This is a genomic window from Nocardia sp. NPDC005978 (assembly GCF_040614455.1).
Taxonomy (GTDB): Bacteria; Actinomycetota; Actinomycetes; order Mycobacteriales; family Mycobacteriaceae; genus Nocardia.
Map to the genome: position 1 here is coordinate 36,481 of NZ_JBEXUS010000011.1, position 19,457 is coordinate 55,937.

The window sequence follows — 19,457 nt, forward strand, 5'->3', positions numbered from 1 at the left end:
CGGGGCCGTGATCAGGGGATGAGAGCCTGATCCGCGTTGCGGCCCAACTGGTTTCGGAGCCACGGTGCGGCCGCTAGCGCGTTCGCGGCCAGATGCGTCACCAGGGCGGCGTCCGCCGGGGCGATCAGCGTCGCGGGGTGTGGGATGGCGAGTACCCGCATGCCCGCCCCGGCCGCCGAGCGGATGCCCGCGGGGGAATCCTCCACGGCCACACAGTGTGCGGGGGAGAGATAGAGCAATTCGGCGGCGTGCAGGTAGGGCGCCGGGTGCGGTTTGGAGTGCGGATGGTCCTCGCGGGTCAGGACCAGGGGGAAGTATCGGTGCAGATCGAAATACCGCAGGGTGGCGTGTACGAAGCGGCGGGGCGAGGCCGAGACGATGCCGGTGATGGCGTGGTCCGCGGCGGCTTCGATCAGTTCCGCGATGCCCGGGAGCAGGGCCACCTGCCCCTGCTGGATCTGGCCGATCATGAGATCGGTGCAGGCTTCGACGACCCGGGCCGGGGAGTCCGAGCCGCAGACGTGTGCGAGATGGTCGGCCCAGTCGCCGTGACCGTGGGTGCGCGCCCGATCCGAGTCGGTCCAGCTGTGCCCGTGCTGGGCCGCGTAGTCGACCCAGCACCTGTCCCACGGGTCCATGCTTCCGACCAGGGTGCCGTCCAGATCGAACAGCACCGCGTCGACGCGTTCGCTCATGCGTCGACGCCTGTCGGGCCGGATGGCAGGGCGATCAGCTGGTCGATCGAAATCAGTTTCAGCCCATGGGAATCGGCGAAGGCGCGCAGTGCGCCCAGGCGCATGACCGAACCGTCGTCGTGGCAGACCTCGCTGATCACGGCCACGGGGGACAGGCCCGCCAGGCGCATCAGTTCCACGCCGGCCTCGGTGTGACCCTGGCGGGCGGCCAGGCCTCGCGGATGGGCGCGCAGCGGGAAGACGTGTCCGGGTCGTTGCAGGTCACCGGGGACGGTCGCGGGATTCGCGAGCGCGCGCATGGTGGTGGCGCGGTCCTGCGCGCTGATGCCCGAGACCACGTCCGCCACCGCGTCGACGGTGAGGGTGAACGCGGTTTCCTTACAGTCCTCGTAGGTCGAGGTCATGAGCGGCAGGCCCAGCAGGTCCGCGCGTTCGGCGGGCATGGGTGCGCAGACGACGCCGCCGGTGTAGCGGATGAAGAAGCCGAGCGCCTCGGGCGTCGCGAATTCCGCGGCCATGATCAGATCGCCCTCGTTCTCGCGATTCTCGTCATCGACCACGATCACCGCTCGGCCCGCCCTGATCTCGCGCACTGCCTCGTCGACCTGGTCGAATACGTTCACGCGGTACTGCGTGGATACCGGAATCGTCATCGTAGTGGCCTTCCGTTCGAGTGGAATGGGAGCGCACAACTCAGCAGACGGTAGCCGAAACAAGATCGATAACGCGGGAGCGCGGGAGACCGCTCGCGCCCGTGTCCATGAACATACTCCGTGGTCAGCGCGCCGGGGCGGCTCGGTCGCCCGGGTGGGGACGGGCGATCACCGCCCGTGTTCGCGGGCGGGCGGGCAAGATTGAACCCGGTTCCCGGACAGCGGTATTCGGCGCGGGAGCCCGTTCGCGCCGGCCGGTGCGGGCGCGTAGCTGTCGGCGAGGCGAGGACACCAGCATGAGGCTCACGCTCACCCCCATCCCCGCGCACCGGTGCGACGGCGCACCGTGCCCGGTGCCCCTGTCGCCGCAGGCGTTCAGCCAGTTGTATCTCGCCTATCTCGATCTGAACGGCGCGAACCGGCTGCCCTCGACGCTCTCGTTCGAGGAGTACTACGAGATCTGGCGGGCGCAGCGGCGCGGGGAGGATCTGGTCGGGCTGGACGACGGCGCGACGCGGACCGCGCCGGGCGGGGACAAGGAACTCATCACCCGGCCCAATGTTCGGCTCAACGGGGTGATTCGGACGATCGTGCTGCTGGTCGATTTTCCGGACAAGCCGCACGAGGCCGCGCACGGGCCCGGGTACTACGAGGCGATGCTGTTCAGCGACAAGCTTTTTCCGACCGGCAGCATGCGTGACTTCTACCGTTCGGTGAGCGGGTTCGACGCCGAGGCGGGAACCGGCATCGATGTGCAGGGTGCCGTGCACGGGTGGTTCCGGCTGCCGCAACCGCTCACGTTCTATACCGACGGCAGCTCCGGGACCGGTAACGGGTTCCCGCGCAATGCCGCGGGGATGGCGCGGGACGCGGTCAAGGCCGCGCTGGCCGAGGGCGTGGATTTCACGCCGTACGACGTGCTCGGGGAGCGAATCGTGACCGCGCTGTTCATCGTGCACGCCGGGCGCGGAGCCGAGGAAACCGGTTCGGCCGACGACATCTGGAGCCTGAAATGGGCGATCCCGGGCGCGGGGGAGCAGGTGGCGCCGAACCTCGCCGTGACGACCTTCCTGACCGTGCCCGAGGACTGCAACATGGGTGTCTGCGCGCACGAATGGGGCCATCTCGCGGCGCGCTGGGCGGATTACTACGACACCACGCAGTCGCCGAACTTCCGCTCGGCAGGGCTCGGCGACTACTGCCTGATGGCGGCGGGCAGCTGGGGCAATCACGGCATCACGCCCGTGTACCCGAACGGCATGTTGCGCGCGTTCCACGGCTGGCTCGAGCCGCGCGTCGTCACGCAGACGACCGCGGGCATCGTCCTCGAGCCGGCGGCCGAGGGCGGCGGGATGGTGTTCATCCGCAATCCGCGGCGGATGCCCCGCGAAAGCCAGTACGTCGCAGTGGAATACCGCCGCAAACGCGGGCAGGACGCGTTTCTGCCCGACGAGGGGATCGCGATCTACGTGGTCGACGAGGCGATCGAGAACGTCAACGACGAGTCCGCCCTGGCGATCGAGCTGATGCAGGCCGACGGGAAACGCGACCTGGCCGCGATCTTCCGCGGCGGCAACCGCGGCGACGCGAACGACCTCTACCCCTCCGCCGGCAACGCCACGATCGGGCAGTCGACCCGTCCCGCCCTGAACATGCCCGGCGGAACCTGGTCCGGGATCACGATCACCGTCCACGGCAGTCCGGGGGACGATCGGATGACCATCGACGTCGCCATCGACTGACCGGTCATACGCGCCCGCATCGTGCTGCGGAGGGGACCGTGGCGGGGCGCCCGCCGGGGCGACCGGTGGACCGGTCACCCCGGCGTGTCGCGCGCGGCGGGTAGTCGCCGAAGCCGAGAGGTGGCGTCACACGCCGGCGCGGGGAACGTCGCCGGGCCAGGCGCCGGTTTCGTGGCCGCGCTCCTCGATGAACTGCTTGAAGCGCTTCAGGTCGCCCTGGACGCGGCGGTCCAGGACGCCGAGCTTGTCGCCGACGTTCTCGACGAAGCCCTCCGGATCTATGTCCATCTGGGTGATCACGCGGGTCGTGGTGTCGTCGATGCGGTGGAAGGTCACCACGCCGGCGTGCTCGGGGCCGCTGTCCGAGCGCCACGCGATGCGTTCCTCGGGATGCTGCTCGACGATGGTCGCGTCGAATTCCCTTTCCACCGGCCCGAAGTGGACCTTCCAGTGGGTGCGGGTGCTGTCGAGCTGATCGACGCGCTCGACGCCCTCCATGAACTGCGGGAAGGACTCGAACTGGGTCCACTGGTTGTAGGCGGTCCGGATCGGTACGTTGACATCGGTCGATGCGGTAACGGTACCCATGGGGAGACCTCGCTTCCTGTGTCACGGATGCCGAGATTTCCGGCATCAACCGCGTGCTACCCGACGCGACGGGACGCAAACACCGCTCCCGTGACCAGCGGCGTCGCCCTCGGCCGGCCGGTTGTTCCCCGAATCTCCGTCCACGCCGGGCCGATCGGCACTCGATCGGCCCGGTGAGCCACCACGGGCCTCATGTACGCCGAGGTTGCCCCGCGGCGTCCGGCTCAGAGCTCAGCACATTGTGCTGCTGAGTTAACACGGTTGTCCCGCAGCGTTATTCACCGGGTGAGACCGTCGTATTGCGGGTTCCGGCGGTGCGCCCGCTGCGGGAGAGTGAGGGAAAATGCCTGCTGTGGAAGCCATTACCGTCGTCGCCGTGCTGACTCCGCTCGCGGCGATCATCGGTCGCATGGTCATGATCGCCGTGCCCTGCCGGGATGTGCCCCGGGCGTACCGGCCGGGCACGGACTGATCCGGGACCCCGGTTACTTCACGCCGATCGGTGCGCCGAAGAACGATCCGAGGGTATTGCCCAGCGTCTGGCCCAGCAGGGTCAGGCCGGCGGGGTCGGTCGCCATCAAGGGAGTGTCCGTCGTCGAGCAGCCGGGGGCGGCGGGGACGCCGTTCAGACGGTCGCCCAGCCACAGCAAAGCGGTTGTGGAGCCGGAGATCTCGGTGGTGATGTGCTCGCCGAGGTGTTCGCGGGTGTACTGGACCCGGGCGTTCGGATCCTGGCAGTAGGTGTCGACGAGGGTGTTCACCGGGCCCACCGGGATGAGCTCGTCGGGATTGGCCTGCCAGATGAACATCGGCATATCGGGTGTGGATTTACCCATGCGGGTGCGGGTGAGGGTATCGATCACCACCGGGTTCCGCATCGGATCACCCTCCGGAACCCGCAGCATGCCTTTCAGATTCGCGAAGGGGAACAGGGCGGTGTTGTACTGCACGCACAGCCCGCCCTTGACGACCTTCAGGGCCTGGCCGAGCGGGTCCAGATCGCGATCGAGCAATGCCCCGAACTCGGGGTACTCGCGGCCGAGGCCGATGACGGCGGACATGATCATCCCCGACCACAGCTGACCGTTGCCGATGTCGAGCAGCGGGCCGAAATCCGCGGGCACGCCACCCTCGGCCGTGCCCACCACGTTGAGTTCGGGCGCGTAGGAGGCCTTCAGCTCGGCCGCGTGGCCGGTCGCGATCGCGCCGCCCGAATAGCCGTACAGGCCGATCCGCGTGTCGGGGGCCAATCGCATCGGGCCGAAATCCTTCGCGGCGCGGATGCCGTCCAGGGTGATGCGCCCGGCCAGCGGCCCGGCGCCGAACGCGCTGTCGGGTCCCTGGTAGTCGGGAATGACGATCGCCCAGCCCTGTTGGACGGCGGCCTGCGCGATGACGAACTCCAGCGGCGCGACGATCTGCCCGACCGCGGCCGCGGCGGACCACTGCTGCACCGCGTACGAGGGCGCGCAGTAGGCGGCCAGAGAATCCTCGGCGACCTGCACCGAGACCAGCTTGTCGGGTGCGGACCCGCGCGGCTTGATGACCGTGGCGACCGCCGGAATCGCCTCTCCCCGAGTGTTGTTGGAGCGGAACGAGACCTGCCAGGCGTCGACGTTGAGCGGAATCACCCCGGCGTTGGCCACATTCACCTGCCGGGCGGCGATGACCTCGCCCGGGGCCTTGCTCGCCACCAGCGCGGCCGGCGGATCGTAGAACCCCGGATCGAGCTCGGGGGGCACCGCGAACGCCGGTGCGGGCTGCACCGCGACGGGTGCGGATCCCGCGGGTTCGCCGGACGCGATTGCGGTGGTGAAGGTACCCACCGCCGCCGTGAATGCCAGAGCCACCACGGCCGCCCGGCCCGGTAGCGACGCGCGCAGCGCCATAGGTCGTCTCCATCCGTTTCAATGTGAGACCACACTGACTCACACGGAGGGCAGAGTATCGCCTGAGTCACCGTCGAGCAAGGGCTGTCCGAGACAGTTTGCCGAAATTCTGCGGGAGCGGTTGTGCACGGTGCGACGAACATCCGTGCCGACCCGCGGTCCCCGCCGCACGGCCGGATTCCCCGCGCGCCGAAAAGCTTTGGCACGCGAGGAATCCGACCGGCGTCACCGCCGGATCAGATCAGGTTCCAGCTCTAGAGCCCCTGGTACAGCGGAATGTCGCGAGCCAGCTTGCCGACCCGGGCGCGCAGGGCGTCGATGTCGGAGCCGCCCGCGAGCGCGGTGGCGATGATGTCCGCGACCTCCGTGAACTCCGCATCGCCGAACCCGCGCGTGGCCAGTGCGGCCGTGCCGATCCGCAGCCCGGAGGTGACCATCGGCGGACGAGGGTCGAACGGAACGGCGTTGCGGTTCACCGTGATTCCGATCTCGTGCAGCAGATCCTCGCCCTGCTGACCGTCGAGCTCGGAGTGCCGCAGATCCACCAGCACCAGGTGCACATCGGTCCCGCCGGTGAGCACTGTGATGCCACGTTCCTTCACATCCGCGCCGCTCAGCCGCTCGGCCAGGATCTTCGCCCCGGACAGGGTGCGCAGCTGGCGATCGGCGAACTCCGCGCCCGCGGCGATCTTGAAGGACACGGCCTTGGCGGCGATGGCGTGCATGAGCGGGCCGCCCTGCTGACCCGGGAAGACCGCGCTGTTCAGCTTCTTCGCGAATTCCTGCTTCGCGAGGATGAGCCCGGAGCGCGGCCCGCCGAGGGTCTTGTGCACGGTGGAGGACACGATGTCGGCGTGCGGCACGGGCGAGGGGTGCACGCCCGCGGCGACCAAACCGGCGAAATGTGCCATGTCCACCCACAGGTACGCCCCGACCTCGTCCGTGATCTCGCGGAACGCGGCGAAGTCCTGATGCCGCGGGTAGGCCGACCAGCCCGCCACGATCACCTTGGGCCGCGCCTCGAGTGCGATACCGCGGACCTCGTCCATGTCGATCCGATGGTCCCGCTCGCTGACCCCGTACGCGTGCACCTCGTACAACTTGCCCGAGAAGTTCAGCTTCATGCCGTGCGTGAGATGACCGCCGTGCGCGAGGTTCAGCCCGAGCAGCTTCTCGCCCGGGTTCATCAGCGCCATGAGCACCGCGGCGTTGGCCTGTGCGCCCGAATGCGGCTGGACATTGGCGAATTCGGCCCCGAACAGTTCCTTGGCGCGCTCGCGGGCCAGGGTCTCCACCACGTCGACGTGCTCGCAGCCGCCGTAGTAGCGCCGGCCCGGATAGCCCTCGGCGTACTTGTTGGTGAGCACGCTGCCCTGCGCCTGCAGCACCGCGCGCGGCACGAAGTTCTCCGAGGCGATCATTTCCAGGGTGTCGCGCTCGCGGGCGAGTTCACCCGCCATGGCGGCGGCGAGCTCGGGATCGAGTTCACCGAGCGATTGCGTATCGACCGATGCCGGACGGGTTTTCGAGGTGGTCACGGGAAGCTCCAGGGTGGCGGTGCGAAGGATCGCCGCCCTATCCGCGCGCACGACCGACGCCCGCGCCCGCCGGGCCGGTGCTGATCGGTGATACGCCCGGTCCACGAGGCAACGACCACCGGATACGGCGTATCCGGTACAGCGGGCAGGTCTTCGGACTCGCGGGCACCGGTCCCCGCGCGGGGTCCACCTACTGGCCGTCGCTTCCCGGACCCGGGTCCAGTGCGTGTGACGGCGGTCGTTCCTGCTCACCGCTGCGGGACAGTCCCGGATTCTCACCGGGTTCCCTCTCACCCGTCGGCGTGACCGCCGCTCGGGCTTCGACACTCGCGATGGGTCAGGGGCTCCGTCGGCCACATCGCAAGCGAACCAGCTGCGCCACCAGGATAGGCATCGGTGATCACGCCCGGGCGTTGGGGGCTTCCGGGTGTCCCGGCTCGCCCGCGCCACCGCGCGCGTAGGTTTCCTCGGGTTCGACCGTGATCACGTCGACCACCGCGACCAGACCGGTGGGGACGACCGCGGCGTCGAAGTGTTCGACGGTGGGGACGAACACCGCGCTCGCGCCCGTGCGGGTCACCGCGACCCGCAGGCGATGCACCCACTCCTGGGTATGGGCGTCGAACACCAGGATTTTGGACAGGTCGTAGCCGAGCCGGGCGGCGGCGCTGCGGATCAGGCGCTCGTCCCACGGCTGCCGCACGCCGGAGACGTCCTTGTTCAAGAAGCCGAGGGCCTTCGGACTGTCGAACATCACCGGCACCCCCCAACAGCGGCGAAGGGCCGTGGGTCCTCGCCGGCGCGCATGCGTTCCATGTCCGATTCCTTCGGTGCGGGAATTCATCGAGTGCGCCTGTCGCGCCGCAGATTCGACAAATCGGACGAACCGCTCCGGCGCTGGTCGCTGTATCCAGCCTGCTCCCGCTACTCCCGGCGGACTCACACAATTTGTGGCAGTCTCGATACCGGGGAACCGCTTGAATCGAGGCCGTGATGAGTGAGGAATCGGCCGGGGTGGGCTCGCGCGTCGCGCAGGGCCGCAAGCTCCGGGGATGGACCCAGGCCCGATTGTCCATGGAGACAGGACTGTCGACCTCGTTGATCAGCGCCGTGGAACAGGGCCGCCGCGCGGCCACCCCGGCCTTCATCGCCGCGAGCGCGAAAGCGCTGCGCACCAGCACCGCCGAACTGCTCGGCCAGCCGTTCGCGCCGACCAGCGTGGAGGACCGGGAACTGCACGGCGCGATCGCGCTGCTGCGCAACGAACTCGCCGCCTACGACCTGGCCGACTCCGAGATCGAGGTGCGCCCGGTCGCCGCCCTCGCCGCCGCCGCCATCGAGGCCCGCCACTACCGCCGCGACGCCGCCGCGCCGAAACTGGCCGCACTGCTGCCCGCCCTGCTCACCGAAACGCGGGTTCTGGTGCACCGCAGTCATGGTCACGAGCGCGATCGCGCGTTCGTCGTGCTGGCCGAGCTGTACTACAACGTGCGCAGCCTGGCCCACAAACTCGGGTACGTCGACCTGGCCGCCAGCGCCGTCGACCGAATGACGTGGGCCGCCACCGCGAGTGGCGATCCGCTGTGGATCGCGGCCAGTCAGTTCCATCGCGCCAGCCTGCTGACCAACGGCGGCGACTGGAAGACCGCGCTGATCTTCCTGGAGCAGTGCCGCGCCGAACTGGAGGCGGCGTTGCGGGCGGGCGCCGATCGCGACCTCATCGCCTGGGGCGGACTGCATCTGCAATCCGGGCTGGCGGCCGCGCGGGCCGGAAATCGGGATCTGGCCGATTCGCATCTGGCCGAGGCCGAGGCGACGGCCAAGCGCGTCGGGCACGATCGCGACGAGGTCCTGGTGTTCGGCCCGACCAATGCCGGCATCTGGTCCGTAGCCCTGGCGGTGGAGTTGATGGATGGCGGAGAAGCGCTGAAAAGAGCTGACGGACTGTACATTCCGCCCGGCACCCCGCGCTCGCGGTCCGGGCACCACTACATCGATCTCGCCCGCGCCTACCTGCTGCACGGCGATCGCGCCATGGTGCTGGACGCGCTGCACACCGCCAAGAACATCTCGCCCTCGCTGACCCGCTACCACCCGATGGTGCACGAGACCATCCGGGTGCTGGCCCGCCAGGATGCCCGCCGCACCGACGGAATCCGCGGGTTCGCGGCCTGGTGCGGGGTCAGCGCCTGAAAAGCCCCCGATACACCTGTGCCCGAGTCGCCCCGGAATGTGGGGCGCTCGGGCACAGGCAGTTTCAGTGGTGGGGGGTCAGCGCACCGATCGTCGCGTGACCAGATTGACCAGTAGCAACAGGATGACGGCGCCGCCGAGACAGGTGAAGAAGCTGAACCAGAGGCCGCCGCCCTCGACGTCGACATCGAAGAGCTTGAGCAGGAAGCCGCCGAGCAGGCCGCCGATGACACCGACGACGATGTTGAGCAGGATGCCCTGCTGAGCGTCGGTTTTCATGATCTTGCTGGCAATCCATCCAGCGAGACCGCCAATGATGATCCACCCGAGAATACCCAGACCGAGCATGATTTTCTCCTTCTATCAGCGTCGCCGTAATCGCCGGCGCTCACTTCTTCACATACCCGCCGCGGGGGAAACGATGCGGGGGTACCGCAGAATCCCGGGCGGCGCGCAGAGTTTCAAGCTCCGAGCAGGGGGAATGCCGGGAGCAACAAGATTGCGATCGAAGGAGATGCTCGGTGTCCATCGCGTTGGTAAACCCGGACGGATCAGCGCTGGAATGCGTCGCGGTGGCGTTGGGGTGGGACGCATCGGACCTCGATCTCGTGGTTCCCGTCGACGGCGCCCTCGAACCGGGGGTCAGGGTCGACTTGAACGTTGCGGCACTGCTTTTCAGTGCTGATCAGTTGGTGGACGCCGTGTACTACGGGCAGCTCTCCTCGCGGGACGGTTCGGTCCGGCACACCGGAGACAACCTGACCGGTGAGGGGGCCGGCGACAATGAGGTCATCGTCCTGGACCTGGCTCGCCTGGCCCCGGAGGTCACGTCGGTCATCGTCGTGATCACATCGTACTCCGGACAGAGTTTCGCGAACATCGCAAACGCGTACTGTCGCCTGCTCGATGCCGGAACCGATACCGAGATCCACCGGTACCTGCTCAGCGGCGGGCCGCACACCGCTCTGGTGATGGGCAGGTTCGAACGCTTCCCGGTGGTCTGGGCGTACGAGGGCATCGGCGTCGGCATCCCCGCGCTGCACGCGGCCGAGGCGGTCCCGTACGTGCTGCAGTATCTGCACAGTCAGGCCGCGCAATGATTTCCGATTTCCGGAAATCGACCACGTTAGGTTCCCGGATTCCCGGGTATCCGTCGAGTATGAAGACGATCCGTAATACTCGGTGACACCGGGTATTCGACGAAGGATTCAAAATGAGAACATATCCGGACGACGGGAGAACGCGCGTGGTACGCAGCTCGGGTGGTATCAGCATTCTTGGTGTGCTGGTCTTGGTTTGGCTGCTGATCGGCGCCATTGCCGCAGGCCAGCGCGACTACTTCGACAACGCGCCGACAAACTGCGCGAGCACCGGAACCATTGCGGTGACAATTCTCGCCGGGCCGTTGAATTACATGGGCGTGAATCCGAAGATCGAGGACTGCAACGTCGATGTCCCGCAGCCCAGCCCGTAAATACTGACGTCGGCGCAGCACGGGTCGTCGAACGCGAGAACGCCCACTCGGTGAGAATCGGTCATGCCGTAAGGCACTGACAGGCGATAACTCACCGGGTGGGCGTTGTGCTGCGTGTACCCCGGTGCGGTCTGGTTCGTCCCTTGCCGGTTCCGGTCCTTCCGTTGTAGTGTCCGGACATGTGTCCAGCCACTTGGCCCGGGCGCTTGTTTCCGGGAAGGATTGCTCATGACTCTGCTGAGGCCGAAGCGGGTATCGGGCGGCGCGCACGAGCACGGTCACCTCGAGGAATTCCGGGTGGATCCCATCGCGCTCATGCGGAGGGTGCGGGCGGAGTGCGGGGATATCGGCGCCTTCGATCTGGCGGACAAGCAGGTCATTCTGTTGTCGGGGGCCGAGGCCAACGAATTCTTCTTCCGGTCGGGTGATGACGATCTGGATCAGGGCGCCGCGTATCCGTTCATGAAGCCGATCTTCGGTGACGGCGTGGTGTTCGACGCGCCCCCGGAACGGCGCAAGGAGATGCTGCACAATTCGGCGCTGCGCGCGGATCAGATGCGGGAGCATGCCGCCACCATCGCGCGCGAAGTGGAACGAATGGTGGCCCGCTGGGACGACGAGGGTGAGATCGATCTGCTCGAGTTCTTCGCCGAACTCACCATTTACACCTCCTCGGCCTGCCTGATCGGGGTCAAGTTCCGCAATCAGCTCGACGGCCGCTTCGCCCGGCTCTACCACGACCTGGAGCAGGGCACCGACGCGCTGGCCTACGTGGACCCGTACGCGCCTATCGAGAGCTTCCGCCGGCGCGATGCCGCGCGGGTCGCGTTGGTCGAACTGGTGCAGGGCATCATGAACGATCGTGCCGCGAATCCGCCTGCGGGCAAAGGGGATCGGGACATGCTCGACATTCTCATCTCGGTCCCGGACGAGCAGGGCAATCCGCGCTTCAGTGCCAGCGAGATCACCGGCATCTTCATCTCCATGATGTTCGCCGGGCATCACACCACCTCGGGCACGGCCGCGTGGTCGGTCATCGAGCTGCTGCGTCATCCCGGGGAACTGCGCAAGGTGGTCGACGAGCTGGACGAGTTGTACGCGGATGGCTCGGAGATCAGTTACGGTGCGCTGCGCAGGATTCCGAATCTGGAAGCGGTGGTGAAGGAGACCCTGCGGCTGCACCCGCCGCTCATCATTCTCATGCGGGTGGCGCGCGGGGAGTTCGAGGTGTGCGGCAGCGCCATCGCGCCGGGGGATCTGGTGGCCGCCACGCCCGCCATCTCCAATCGCATCCCCGAGGACTTCCCGGATCCGGACAGCTTCGATCCGGGCCGGTACATCGACCCCAATCAGGAGGACATCCTCAACCGCTGGACGTGGATCCCGTTCGGTGCGGGCAGGCATCGCTGTGTCGGGGCGGCCTTCGCGCAGATGCAACTCAAGGCCATCTTCTCGATTCTGTTGCGGGACTGGGAATTCGAGATGGCGCAACCGTCCGAGAGCTACCGCAACGATCACTCCAAGATGGTGGTGCAGCTGCAACAGCCCTGCCAGGTGCGCTATCGGCGCAGGGCCCGATAGCCGGGCGCGAAACCCGTTGCCCGGCCGGGTCCTTGCGCCTGTTCACTAGCGCGGACTATAGTCCGTACACCTGTCCAGACAGTATTGGAGTGGTTCATGGTTCTCCCGCCCGCAGACAGCTCGCGGCTCTTGATCGGCGGCAAGCTGACCACCGGCGGTGGCGGTGAATTCGTCACGCTCAACCCGGCGACCGAAGAGGCGTACGGGTTCGCGGCCGATGCCGACAAGGCCGATATGAGCGCGGCCATCGAGGCCGCGCGTTCGGCCTTCGACAGCACCGGCTGGTCCCGCGATCACGCCTTCCGGGCCCACTGCCTGCGCCAGTTGCGCACCGCGTTGCAGGCCGAGGTCGAGGGTCTGCGCGCGCTGACCGTCGCCGAGGCCGGTGCGCCGGTCATGCTCACTCGCGGCCCGCACCTCGAGGGCCCGGTCGCGGATCTGGAGTTCTCGGAGAAACTGGCCGAAAGCTACGAGTGGGAAACCGATCTCGGGGTCGCCGCGCCGATGGGCATTCGCAGCCGGCGCGTGCTGCAGCGCGAGGCGGTGGGCGTTGTCGGGGCGATCACGCCGTGGAACTTCCCGCATCAGATCAATTTTGCCAAGCTCGGCCCGGCCCTGGCGGCCGGGAACACCGTGGTGCTCAAGCCCGCTCCCGATACCCCGCTGTGCGCGGCCGCGGTCGGGGCGATCATCGCCGAGCACACCGACTTCCCGCCGGGCGTGATCAATATCGTCACCTCGGCCGATCACGAACTCGGCGCGCAGCTCAGCGGCGATCCGCGGGTGGACATGGTCACCTTCACCGGGTCCACCCAGACCGGGCGCACGGTCATGATCAATGCCGCGGCCACGCTGAAGAAGACCTTTCTCGAACTCGGCGGCAAGTCCGCGTTCATCGTCCTGGACGACGCCGACATCGGCGCGGCGGCGGGCATGGCCGGTTTCTCGGTCGCTGTGCACGCCGGGCAGGGCTGCGCGCTCACCACGCGCCTGCTGGTCCCGCGCGCCTCGTATGCCGCGGCGGTCGACGCGGCCGCGGCGGCGCTGGGACGGATCACCCCGGGCGATCCGTCGGCTCCCGGAACCATCTGCGGCCCTTTGATTTCCGCACGCCAGCGCGCCCGGGTCGAGCGGTACATCGATATCGCGCGGACCGAGGGCGGGCGCATCGTGGTGGGCGGGCGCAGGCCCGCCGCGCAGCAGCACGGCTTCTTCATCGAGCCCACCCTCATCGCCGACGTCGACAACGCCGCGACCGTCGCCCGCGAGGAGATCTTCGGTCCCGTCCTGGTGGTGATTCCCTACGACGGAGACGAGGACGCGATCCGCATCGCCAACGACTCGCCGTACGGGCTCTCCGGTGCGGTCTGGGGTACCGATCCCGAGCGGATCGCCAAGGTCACCGCGGGTGTGCGCACGGGCACGCTGAGCGTCAACGGCGGGGTCTGGTACGCCGCGGACGCGCCGTTCGGCGGCTACAAGCAGTCCGGCATCGGCCGGGAAATGGGCGTCGCCGGCTTCGAGGAATACCTGGAAACCAAACTCATCGCCTCCATGGCCTGACAACCGCACCACCACACCATGTTTCACGCACGCAGGAGCTGATCTTGTCTCGCTTTACCGGAAAGTCCGCCATCATCACCGGCGCCGCCCAGGGCATCGGGGCCGCCTACGCCCGGGCGCTGGCCGCCGAGGGTGCGAAAGTCGTTGTCGCCGACCTGAACGCCGAACGCGGCAAGGAGGTCGTGGAGAGCATCGCCGCCGCGGGCGGGACCGCGATCTTCGGTGAGGTCGACGTGGCCGACGCCGAATCGGCGACCGCGCTGGCCGATCTCACGCTGCGTGAGTTCGGGTCCATCGACCATCTGGTGAACAACGCCGCGATCTACGGCGATATGAAGCTGAACCTGCTGCTCAGTGTCGACTGGGATTACTACAAGAAGTTCATGAGCGTGAACATGGACGGCGCGCTCATTGTGACCCGGGCGGTGTGGAAGCACATGCGTAAGGCGGGTGGTGGTTCGATCGTGAACCAGTCCTCCACCGCGGCGTGGACGTATTCGAGTTTCTACGGGTTGGCCAAGGTCGGGGTGAACGGTTTGACCCAGCAGTTGGCTACCGAGTTGGGTGGGGCGAATATTCGGGTGAATGCGATCGCGCCGGGTCCGATCGATACCGATGCGACGAAGAATGTGACGCCGGATGTGATCGTGGAGGACATGGTCAAGCGGTTGCCGCTCAAGCGGATGGGTACCCCGCAGGATCTGGTGGGGGCGTGCCTGTATCTGCTGTCCGATGACGCGTCGTGGGTGACCGGTCAGATCTTCAACATCGATGGCGGGCAGGTGTTTCGCTGATGACGACGCCGGAGAACGCGGCGGCTCCAGACGGTTCTGCACCGCGCGTAGGTTTCCTCGGGCTCGGTAACATGGGCGCGCCCATGGCCGAACGCCTACTGGATTGGGCGGGCGGGCTGACCGTCTGCGACATGCGGGACGACGTCGTCGCGCCGTTCACCGAGCGTGGTGCGCTGTCCGCGGGCAGCGGCGCGGAACTGGCCAAGACCTGCGAGGTCATCTGCGTCGCGGTCGTCAGCGACGATCAGGTCCGCGAGGTCGTGGACGGGCCCGAGGGCGTATTGCGCACGGCGGCGCCGGGTCTGGTGATCGCGGTCCATTCCACCATCGGTGACCAGCTGGCCGAGGAGCTCGCCGCGCGCTGTGCCGAGTACGGCGTGGAATTCGTGGACGCTCCGATCAGCGGTGGCGCGATGGGCGCCAAGAGCGGGCGGCTCGCGGTCATGGTCGGCGGGACCGACGCGGCCTACGCGCTGGTGCGCGCGCCCTTCGCCTGCTTCTCCGATCTGGTCGTGCACGCCGGTCCGGCGGGTGCGGGCACGCGAATGAAGCTGGCGCGCAACCTCATCCACTTCGTCGCGTTCACCGCCGCCACCGAGGCGCAGCGCCTGGCCGAGGTCGCGGGCTTGGACATCACCGCGCTGGGCAAGGTGGTGCGCCATTCGGACGCGGTGACCGGCGGGCCGGGAGCGATCATGCTGCGCGATAACACCGCGGAAATCGCGGAGGGCGATTTCTGGCTGCCGATCCTGACCCACGTGCGGAACCTGGGGGAGAAGGATCTCGCGCTCGCGCTCGAACTGGGTGCTCGCCTGCAGGTGGAGCTGCCGCTCGGTGCGCTCGCCATCGACCGACTGGGACCCGGACTCGGTGTGCCCGTAGATAATTCGACCAGCGACAAGGAACTGTGATGGGTGATCAGGAATCGGTGAACGGCCAGGAATCGGCGAACGGGCAGTCGCGGCGCGAACGCGGTCTGGCGAAGATGTCCGAGGTGTACGGCTGGGAGTTCCAGGACGGCCCGGGCGATCACTTCGCCTTCACCGCCGACCATCTCTTCGCCGACATCTGGTCCCGGCCCGAGCTGTCGGTGCGTGATCGCCGGCTGTTGCTGCTGGGCGCGCTCACCGCGCAGGGACTGTTCGACGTCGCCTCCATCCAGGTCGGCGCTGCCCTGCGCAACGAGGAGCTGACCCCGGCGCAGTTGCGCGAGGTCGCGCTGTTCCTGTGCCACTACGTGGGCTGGCCCAGCGGCACCAATCTCGACGGCGTGGTCGGCAAGGCGGTCGCCGAGCATCGCAAAGCCACCGCCGCCAAGTCCGCCGAATAGCGCCGGTCCCATGTCCGACAGCGAACCCCTCGAGCTCGAAGCGACCCGGCGTCGGCTGACCGGCAAACAGGCCGACACCGTCGACAAGCTCACCGGAACCGCGCTGCGGGTCCTGGCCCGTGAGGGTTTCGCCCGGATGACCATTCGGATGGTGGCCGCGGAAGCGGGTGTCGCCGCGGCCACCGCGTACACCTACTTCTCCTCCAAGGAACATCTTGTGGCGGAGATCTTCTGGCGGCGGCTGCGCACGGCGCCCGTGACCGATGGCGACGATCCGGACCCCGTCGCGGGGACGATCGCCGAGCTGCGCACGATCGCCCTGCTGGTCGCCGACGAACAAGAACTTTCCGGCGCGGTGACGCACGCCCTGCTGGGCCGCGACCCCGATGTGCGGCATCTGCGGGCGCGGATCGGGCTGGAGATCCGCACGCGCCTGACCCGGGCATTGGGTCCGGCGGCCGATCCCGAGCTGGTGGAGGCGCTCGAACTGGTCTACGCGGGCGCGTTGGTCCGCGCGGGAATGGGATACGAGTCCTATGCCGATATCGCCGACCGGATCGAACGCGCGGCACTGCGTATTCTGCGCGCGGCGTGAGACTGCGCATTCTGCGCGCGGCGTGAAGCCGAATACGCGCCAGCTCCCGGCCGCACCGCCGATCGCTCGACGTCGCTGTGCTCGATGACGCTGTGCCCCGTGCCACCGAACTCGGCGGCACGGGGCGCGGTGGTGCGTGCACCCGGAAGTTTCCGGCCGAGCGCGGCGGTCGCCTCGATCGCCGTCCTGTCGGTCGGGACGGGCGTCCTCAGCCCACGTGCGGCAGCAGTGTGGCGTCGATCAGCGTGGCGTAGTCCGGCAGGGTGATCGCGGCGTCGATCTTGCCCTGTCCCTTCGCCCACTGCGCGAGGGCGGTCAGTTCGTTCGCGATCTCGGGCCGCAGCTGGAGCCCGAAATCGAACTCCGGCAGGACCTTGCCGAGCAGGGCGGGCTCGAGCTGGGTCGCCGCGGCGACCGCGCTCACCGCGTCGGCCGAGCGCGCGGTGAGCTGTCCGCCCGCCTCCTGCAATGCCGCGAGCAGGTTCGTCAGCGCGGGGCCCTTGTCGCGCACCGCGGCGGCGGTGGCCAGGTAGAGGCTGTGCTGGTTGTAGCTGCCGCCCGGCAGCTCCACCGCGTCCGCGCCCAGTGCCGCGGCGACCTGGGCCTGATACGGCTGGAAGATCGAGACCGCGTCCACGTCGCGCCGGGTGGCGGCGGTGACGGTCGCCGAGGGTGCGACCTGGACCAGGTTCGCTTGGATTCCGTTGTCGGAGAGTGCTTTCGCGACGAAGTAGGCCGCACTGGTGCCCAGCGGGGTGCCGATCGAGCGGCCGGCGAGATCCTGGACGGAGGTGATACCGGCGCTGCGCCGCGCGACGATTCGTGAACCCTGCCACCGGGATCCGTCGGCGATCACGCGCAGGGAGGCGGACCGGGCCAGGGTGGCGGAGGTGGGTACATCGGCGGCCGTGGCCACGTCCAGCTGTCCGGCGGCCAGCGCCTGCAGCGCCTCCACCCCGGAGGGGAAGTTCACCACTTTCACGCGGACACCGTGCCGGTCGAAGTAGCCCAGCTGCTGTGCCACCGGGACCTGCGCCCAGGACGGGTCGACGACGAATCCGACCGTCAGCGTGCCGGTGTCGGAGGTGTCGCCGCCGCACGCGGTGGCCGTGGTGAGGGCGGCGACGGCGGCCACCGCGGTGAGCAGTCTGGTCACAAGTGTCTTCATCGGTCTTCTCTTCATGCGTAGTGATAGCGGTCGTCGTGGTCGACGCCCAGTTCGTGGTGCAGGGTGCGGCGCAGTTCGCTGTACCCGGGTTGGTCGGCCAGGGCGCCCGCGGGGCGGGGGCGGTCCAGGGGATTGGTGATGAGCCGATCGATCCGGCCGTCGCGCAGCACGCCGATGGTGTCGGAGAGCCGAATCGCCTCGTCGACGTCGTGGGTGACGAACACGACGGTGCGCTCGAGCCGCGCCCACAGCTCGATCAGCAGGTCCTGCATGCGCAGCCGGGTGAGCGCGTCGAGCGCGGCGAACGGCTCGTCCATGAGCATGACCTCGGGATCGCCTGCGAGCATGCGCGCGATGCCGACGCGCTGGCGCATGCCGCCGGACAGGCTGCTGGGTCGCTGCCCGGCGACCGCATCCGGCAGCCCGACCTCCTCGAGCAGCTCCCGGACGCGTTCGCGCCGCCGCCGCGCGGGCACACCGGTCGCACGCAGCGCGAACGCGATGTTGTCCGCGACGCTCATCCACGGGAACAGTACGTCGCGCTGAAATGCCATGCCGCGGCGCGGATCCGGGGCGGTGACGGCCCGGTCGGCATCGGTCACCGTGCCCGTGGTCGGGGTGATGAGGCCCGCGAGACAGTGCAGCAGTGTCGATTTGCCGCTGCCCGACGCACCGACCAGCACGGTGCAGGAGCCATCGGGCACATCCAGGTCGATCCCGTGCAGGGTGGGCGCCACAGCGCCGGGGAAGTGGACGCCGAGTCCGCGGGCGATGAGCGCCATGTCAGTGTTCCTCTCGCGCCCAGCGCGTCAGCGGTGTGGTGAACGTGGCCAGGGCCAGATCGCAGGCCGCGCCGATGATTCCGAGCACGATGAGGCAGAAGATGACGCGATCGGCCTGGGAGAACAGCTGCGCCTGGTAGATGCGATAGCCGATGCCCTCGGTCGTGCCGGTCATCTCGGCCACGACGATCAGCACGAACGCCATGGCCGCCCCGACCCGCAGCCCCGCCACCACGTCGGGCGCGGCTTCGGGCAGCACCACGCGGGTCAGGGTCTGCACGCGGCCGCCACCCAGGCAGCGGGCCGCGCGCAGGAAATCGGCGGGGGTATCGGCGAATCCGGCGTGGCTGTTGATCCAGACCGGCACGAACACGCCCAGGGCGATCACCAGGGCCTTGCTGTCCTCGCCGATGCCGAACCACAGGATCGCCAGCGGGACGATGCCGATGGTGGGCACCGGCGCGAGCAGTCGCAGCACCGGCTGTAGCAACCGCCGGCCCAGCCAGGTGCTCGCGGTGACGATGGCGGCGGCGATACCCGCGAGCGCGCCGATCAGGAAACCGATCAGTGCGCGTTGCAGGCTTGCGGCGATGTCGGGTCCGAGCAGTCCCTCGGTCCACATTGTGCGACCGGCCCGGAAGACCTGGGCCACACTGGGAAACAGCTCGCGGGGGAACACGTCGGCGGCGACCACCAGCGACCACAGCGTGGCGGCGATGGCCAGGCCGGCGAGGGTTCCCCCGGCCGCCCCGGCCCGCGTGGACCAGATCGCGCGCGGGCGGCCGCTGCCCGGCCGGCGCGCGGGCGCCCGGGCCGTGGTGGTTGTCGGACGCGAGCTGGTCATGGGCGGAACTCCTCGGGCGAGCGTGATG

20 protein-coding genes and 1 riboswitch are annotated in these 19,457 nt (G+C 68.4%); of the genes, 10 read left to right on the plus strand and 10 right to left on the minus strand.

What is annotated here, in order from left to right:
* Window positions 1–11: 11 nt before the first annotated feature.
* Both ABZ319_RS07245 and ribB read right to left on the minus strand, forming a co-directional pair.
* On the minus strand, window positions 12–695 hold the full coding sequence (locus tag ABZ319_RS07245) for an HAD family phosphatase (RefSeq protein WP_354985450.1): 684 nt from the start codon (window positions 693–695) through the stop codon (window positions 12–14).
* Window positions 692–1,348, minus strand: a complete 657-nt coding sequence (gene ribB, locus ABZ319_RS07250; RefSeq protein ID WP_354985451.1) for a 3,4-dihydroxy-2-butanone-4-phosphate synthase — start codon at window positions 1,346–1,348, stop codon at window positions 692–694. Before ribB ends, ABZ319_RS07245 begins: the two co-directional genes overlap by 4 nt.
* A gap of 296 nt (window positions 1,349–1,644) precedes the next feature.
* Here ribB and ABZ319_RS07255 point away from each other — a divergent pair, with 296 nt between their 5' ends.
* Window positions 1,645–3,090: a M6 family metalloprotease domain-containing protein gene (locus tag ABZ319_RS07255; protein ID WP_354985452.1), complete on the plus strand. Its 1,446-nt coding sequence runs from the start codon at window positions 1,645–1,647 to the stop codon at window positions 3,088–3,090.
* Between the two features lie 126 nt (window positions 3,091–3,216).
* Here the strand turns inward: ABZ319_RS07255 and ABZ319_RS07260 are convergent, their stop codons facing one another.
* From ABZ319_RS07260 to ABZ319_RS07275, 4 genes are all read right to left on the minus strand, one after another.
* The gene (locus ABZ319_RS07260) at window positions 3,217–3,678 is read right to left on the minus strand and encodes an SRPBCC family protein (protein ID WP_354985453.1); all 462 of its coding nucleotides are present in this window, start codon (window positions 3,676–3,678) and stop codon (window positions 3,217–3,219) included.
* Window positions 3,679–4,163: 485 nt separating this feature from the next.
* On the minus strand, window positions 4,164–5,567 hold the full coding sequence (locus ABZ319_RS07265) for a lipase family protein (RefSeq protein WP_354985454.1): 1,404 nt from the start codon (window positions 5,565–5,567) through the stop codon (window positions 4,164–4,166).
* A gap of 254 nt (window positions 5,568–5,821) precedes the next feature.
* Window positions 5,822–7,105, minus strand: coding sequence for a serine hydroxymethyltransferase (gene glyA / locus ABZ319_RS07270; RefSeq protein WP_354985455.1), 1,284 nt, complete (start codon window positions 7,103–7,105; stop codon window positions 5,822–5,824).
* Window positions 7,106–7,231: 126 nt separating this feature from the next.
* Window positions 7,232–7,431: riboswitch (cobalamin riboswitch) on the minus strand.
* A 74-nt stretch (window positions 7,432–7,505) separates the two neighbouring features.
* Window positions 7,506–7,859 carry a hypothetical protein gene (locus ABZ319_RS07275; RefSeq protein ID WP_354985456.1) on the minus strand — a complete coding sequence of 118 codons (354 nt, stop codon included), beginning with the start codon at window positions 7,857–7,859 and terminating at the stop codon, window positions 7,506–7,508.
* Between the two features lie 239 nt (window positions 7,860–8,098).
* Between ABZ319_RS07275 and ABZ319_RS07280 the strand changes: the two genes are divergently transcribed.
* The gene (locus ABZ319_RS07280) at window positions 8,099–9,298 is read left to right on the plus strand and encodes a helix-turn-helix transcriptional regulator (RefSeq protein ID WP_354985457.1); all 1,200 of its coding nucleotides are present in this window, start codon (window positions 8,099–8,101) and stop codon (window positions 9,296–9,298) included.
* A 78-nt stretch (window positions 9,299–9,376) separates the two neighbouring features.
* Here ABZ319_RS07280 and ABZ319_RS07285 read toward each other — a convergent pair whose 3' ends face one another.
* Window positions 9,377–9,646 carry a GlsB/YeaQ/YmgE family stress response membrane protein gene (locus ABZ319_RS07285; RefSeq protein WP_354985458.1) on the minus strand — a complete coding sequence of 90 codons (270 nt, stop codon included), beginning with the start codon at window positions 9,644–9,646 and terminating at the stop codon, window positions 9,377–9,379.
* 173 nt (window positions 9,647–9,819) lie between these two features.
* Here ABZ319_RS07285 and ABZ319_RS07290 point away from each other — a divergent pair, with 173 nt between their 5' ends.
* The 8 genes from ABZ319_RS07290 to ABZ319_RS07325 all read left to right on the plus strand — a co-directional run bounded on the left by ABZ319_RS07290 (window position 9,820) and on the right by ABZ319_RS07325 (window position 16,635).
* Window positions 9,820–10,398 carry a TerD family protein gene (locus ABZ319_RS07290; RefSeq protein ID WP_354985459.1) on the plus strand — a complete coding sequence of 193 codons (579 nt, stop codon included), beginning with the start codon at window positions 9,820–9,822 and terminating at the stop codon, window positions 10,396–10,398.
* Window positions 10,399–10,511: 113 nt separating this feature from the next.
* The gene (locus ABZ319_RS07295) at window positions 10,512–10,772 is read left to right on the plus strand and encodes a hypothetical protein (RefSeq protein WP_354985460.1); all 261 of its coding nucleotides are present in this window, start codon (window positions 10,512–10,514) and stop codon (window positions 10,770–10,772) included.
* Window positions 10,773–11,000: 228 nt separating this feature from the next.
* Complete coding sequence (locus ABZ319_RS07300) at window positions 11,001–12,353, plus strand: cytochrome P450 (RefSeq protein ID WP_354985461.1); 1,353 nt, start codon at window positions 11,001–11,003, stop codon at window positions 12,351–12,353.
* A 96-nt stretch (window positions 12,354–12,449) separates the two neighbouring features.
* Window positions 12,450–13,916, plus strand: a complete 1,467-nt coding sequence (locus ABZ319_RS07305) for an aldehyde dehydrogenase (protein WP_354985462.1) — start codon at window positions 12,450–12,452, stop codon at window positions 13,914–13,916.
* A 44-nt stretch (window positions 13,917–13,960) separates the two neighbouring features.
* Entirely contained in the window at window positions 13,961–14,710 is a 750-nt protein-coding gene (locus tag ABZ319_RS07310; RefSeq protein WP_354985463.1) for an SDR family oxidoreductase, read from the plus strand.
* Window positions 14,710–15,621, plus strand: a complete 912-nt coding sequence (locus ABZ319_RS07315; RefSeq protein WP_354985464.1) for an NAD(P)-dependent oxidoreductase — start codon at window positions 14,710–14,712, stop codon at window positions 15,619–15,621. The genes ABZ319_RS07310 and ABZ319_RS07315 overlap by 1 nt, the downstream gene beginning before the upstream one ends.
* Window positions 15,621–16,040, plus strand: a complete 420-nt coding sequence (locus ABZ319_RS07320) for a carboxymuconolactone decarboxylase family protein (protein WP_354985465.1) — start codon at window positions 15,621–15,623, stop codon at window positions 16,038–16,040. The genes ABZ319_RS07315 and ABZ319_RS07320 overlap by 1 nt, the downstream gene beginning before the upstream one ends.
* 10 nt (window positions 16,041–16,050) lie before the next feature.
* Window positions 16,051–16,635 carry a TetR family transcriptional regulator gene (locus tag ABZ319_RS07325; RefSeq protein WP_354985466.1) on the plus strand — a complete coding sequence of 195 codons (585 nt, stop codon included), beginning with the start codon at window positions 16,051–16,053 and terminating at the stop codon, window positions 16,633–16,635.
* 208 nt (window positions 16,636–16,843) lie between these two features.
* Here the strand turns inward: ABZ319_RS07325 and ABZ319_RS07330 are convergent, their stop codons facing one another.
* From ABZ319_RS07330 to ABZ319_RS07340, 3 genes are read right to left on the minus strand one after another with little or no spacing between them, the layout of a single operon-like run.
* Window positions 16,844–17,803: an ABC transporter substrate-binding protein gene (locus ABZ319_RS07330; RefSeq protein WP_354985467.1), complete on the minus strand. Its 960-nt coding sequence runs from the start codon at window positions 17,801–17,803 to the stop codon at window positions 16,844–16,846.
* 11 nt (window positions 17,804–17,814) lie between these two features.
* Window positions 17,815–18,585 (minus strand): ABC transporter ATP-binding protein, encoded by a 771-nt coding sequence (locus ABZ319_RS07335; RefSeq protein WP_354985468.1) that lies wholly within the window; start codon window positions 18,583–18,585, stop codon window positions 17,815–17,817.
* Window position 18,586: 1 nt separating this feature from the next.
* Window positions 18,587–19,429, minus strand: a complete 843-nt coding sequence (locus ABZ319_RS07340) for an ABC transporter permease (protein ID WP_354985469.1) — start codon at window positions 19,427–19,429, stop codon at window positions 18,587–18,589.
* Window positions 19,430–19,457 lie beyond the last annotated feature (28 nt).

Coding starts and splice junctions, on each gene's coding strand:
- ABZ319_RS07245 (WP_354985450.1), bottom strand. CDS start 695: ATGAGCGAACGCGTCGACGCGGTGCTGTTCGATCTGGACGGCACCCTG.
- ribB (WP_354985451.1), bottom strand. CDS start 1,348: ATGACGATTCCGGTATCCACGCAGTACCGCGTGAACGTATTCGACCAG.
- ABZ319_RS07255 (WP_354985452.1), top strand. CDS start 1,645: ATGAGGCTCACGCTCACCCCCATCCCCGCGCACCGGTGCGACGGCGCA.
- ABZ319_RS07260 (WP_354985453.1), bottom strand. CDS start 3,678: ATGGGTACCGTTACCGCATCGACCGATGTCAACGTACCGATCCGGACC.
- ABZ319_RS07265 (WP_354985454.1), bottom strand. CDS start 5,567: ATGGCGCTGCGCGCGTCGCTACCGGGCCGGGCGGCCGTGGTGGCTCTG.
- ABZ319_RS07275 (WP_354985456.1), bottom strand. CDS start 7,859: ATGTTCGACAGTCCGAAGGCCCTCGGCTTCTTGAACAAGGACGTCTCC.
- ABZ319_RS07280 (WP_354985457.1), top strand. CDS start 8,099: ATGAGTGAGGAATCGGCCGGGGTGGGCTCGCGCGTCGCGCAGGGCCGC.
- ABZ319_RS07285 (WP_354985458.1), bottom strand. CDS start 9,646: ATGCTCGGTCTGGGTATTCTCGGGTGGATCATCATTGGCGGTCTCGCT.
- ABZ319_RS07295 (WP_354985460.1), top strand. CDS start 10,512: ATGAGAACATATCCGGACGACGGGAGAACGCGCGTGGTACGCAGCTCG.
- ABZ319_RS07300 (WP_354985461.1), top strand. CDS start 11,001: ATGACTCTGCTGAGGCCGAAGCGGGTATCGGGCGGCGCGCACGAGCAC.
- ABZ319_RS07305 (WP_354985462.1), top strand. CDS start 12,450: ATGGTTCTCCCGCCCGCAGACAGCTCGCGGCTCTTGATCGGCGGCAAG.
- ABZ319_RS07315 (WP_354985464.1), top strand. CDS start 14,710: ATGACGACGCCGGAGAACGCGGCGGCTCCAGACGGTTCTGCACCGCGC.
- ABZ319_RS07320 (WP_354985465.1), top strand. CDS start 15,621: ATGGGTGATCAGGAATCGGTGAACGGCCAGGAATCGGCGAACGGGCAG.
- ABZ319_RS07325 (WP_354985466.1), top strand. CDS start 16,051: ATGTCCGACAGCGAACCCCTCGAGCTCGAAGCGACCCGGCGTCGGCTG.
- ABZ319_RS07330 (WP_354985467.1), bottom strand. CDS start 17,803: ATGAAGACACTTGTGACCAGACTGCTCACCGCGGTGGCCGCCGTCGCC.
- ABZ319_RS07335 (WP_354985468.1), bottom strand. CDS start 18,585: ATGGCGCTCATCGCCCGCGGACTCGGCGTCCACTTCCCCGGCGCTGTG.
- ABZ319_RS07340 (WP_354985469.1), bottom strand. CDS start 19,429: ATGACCAGCTCGCGTCCGACAACCACCACGGCCCGGGCGCCCGCGCGC.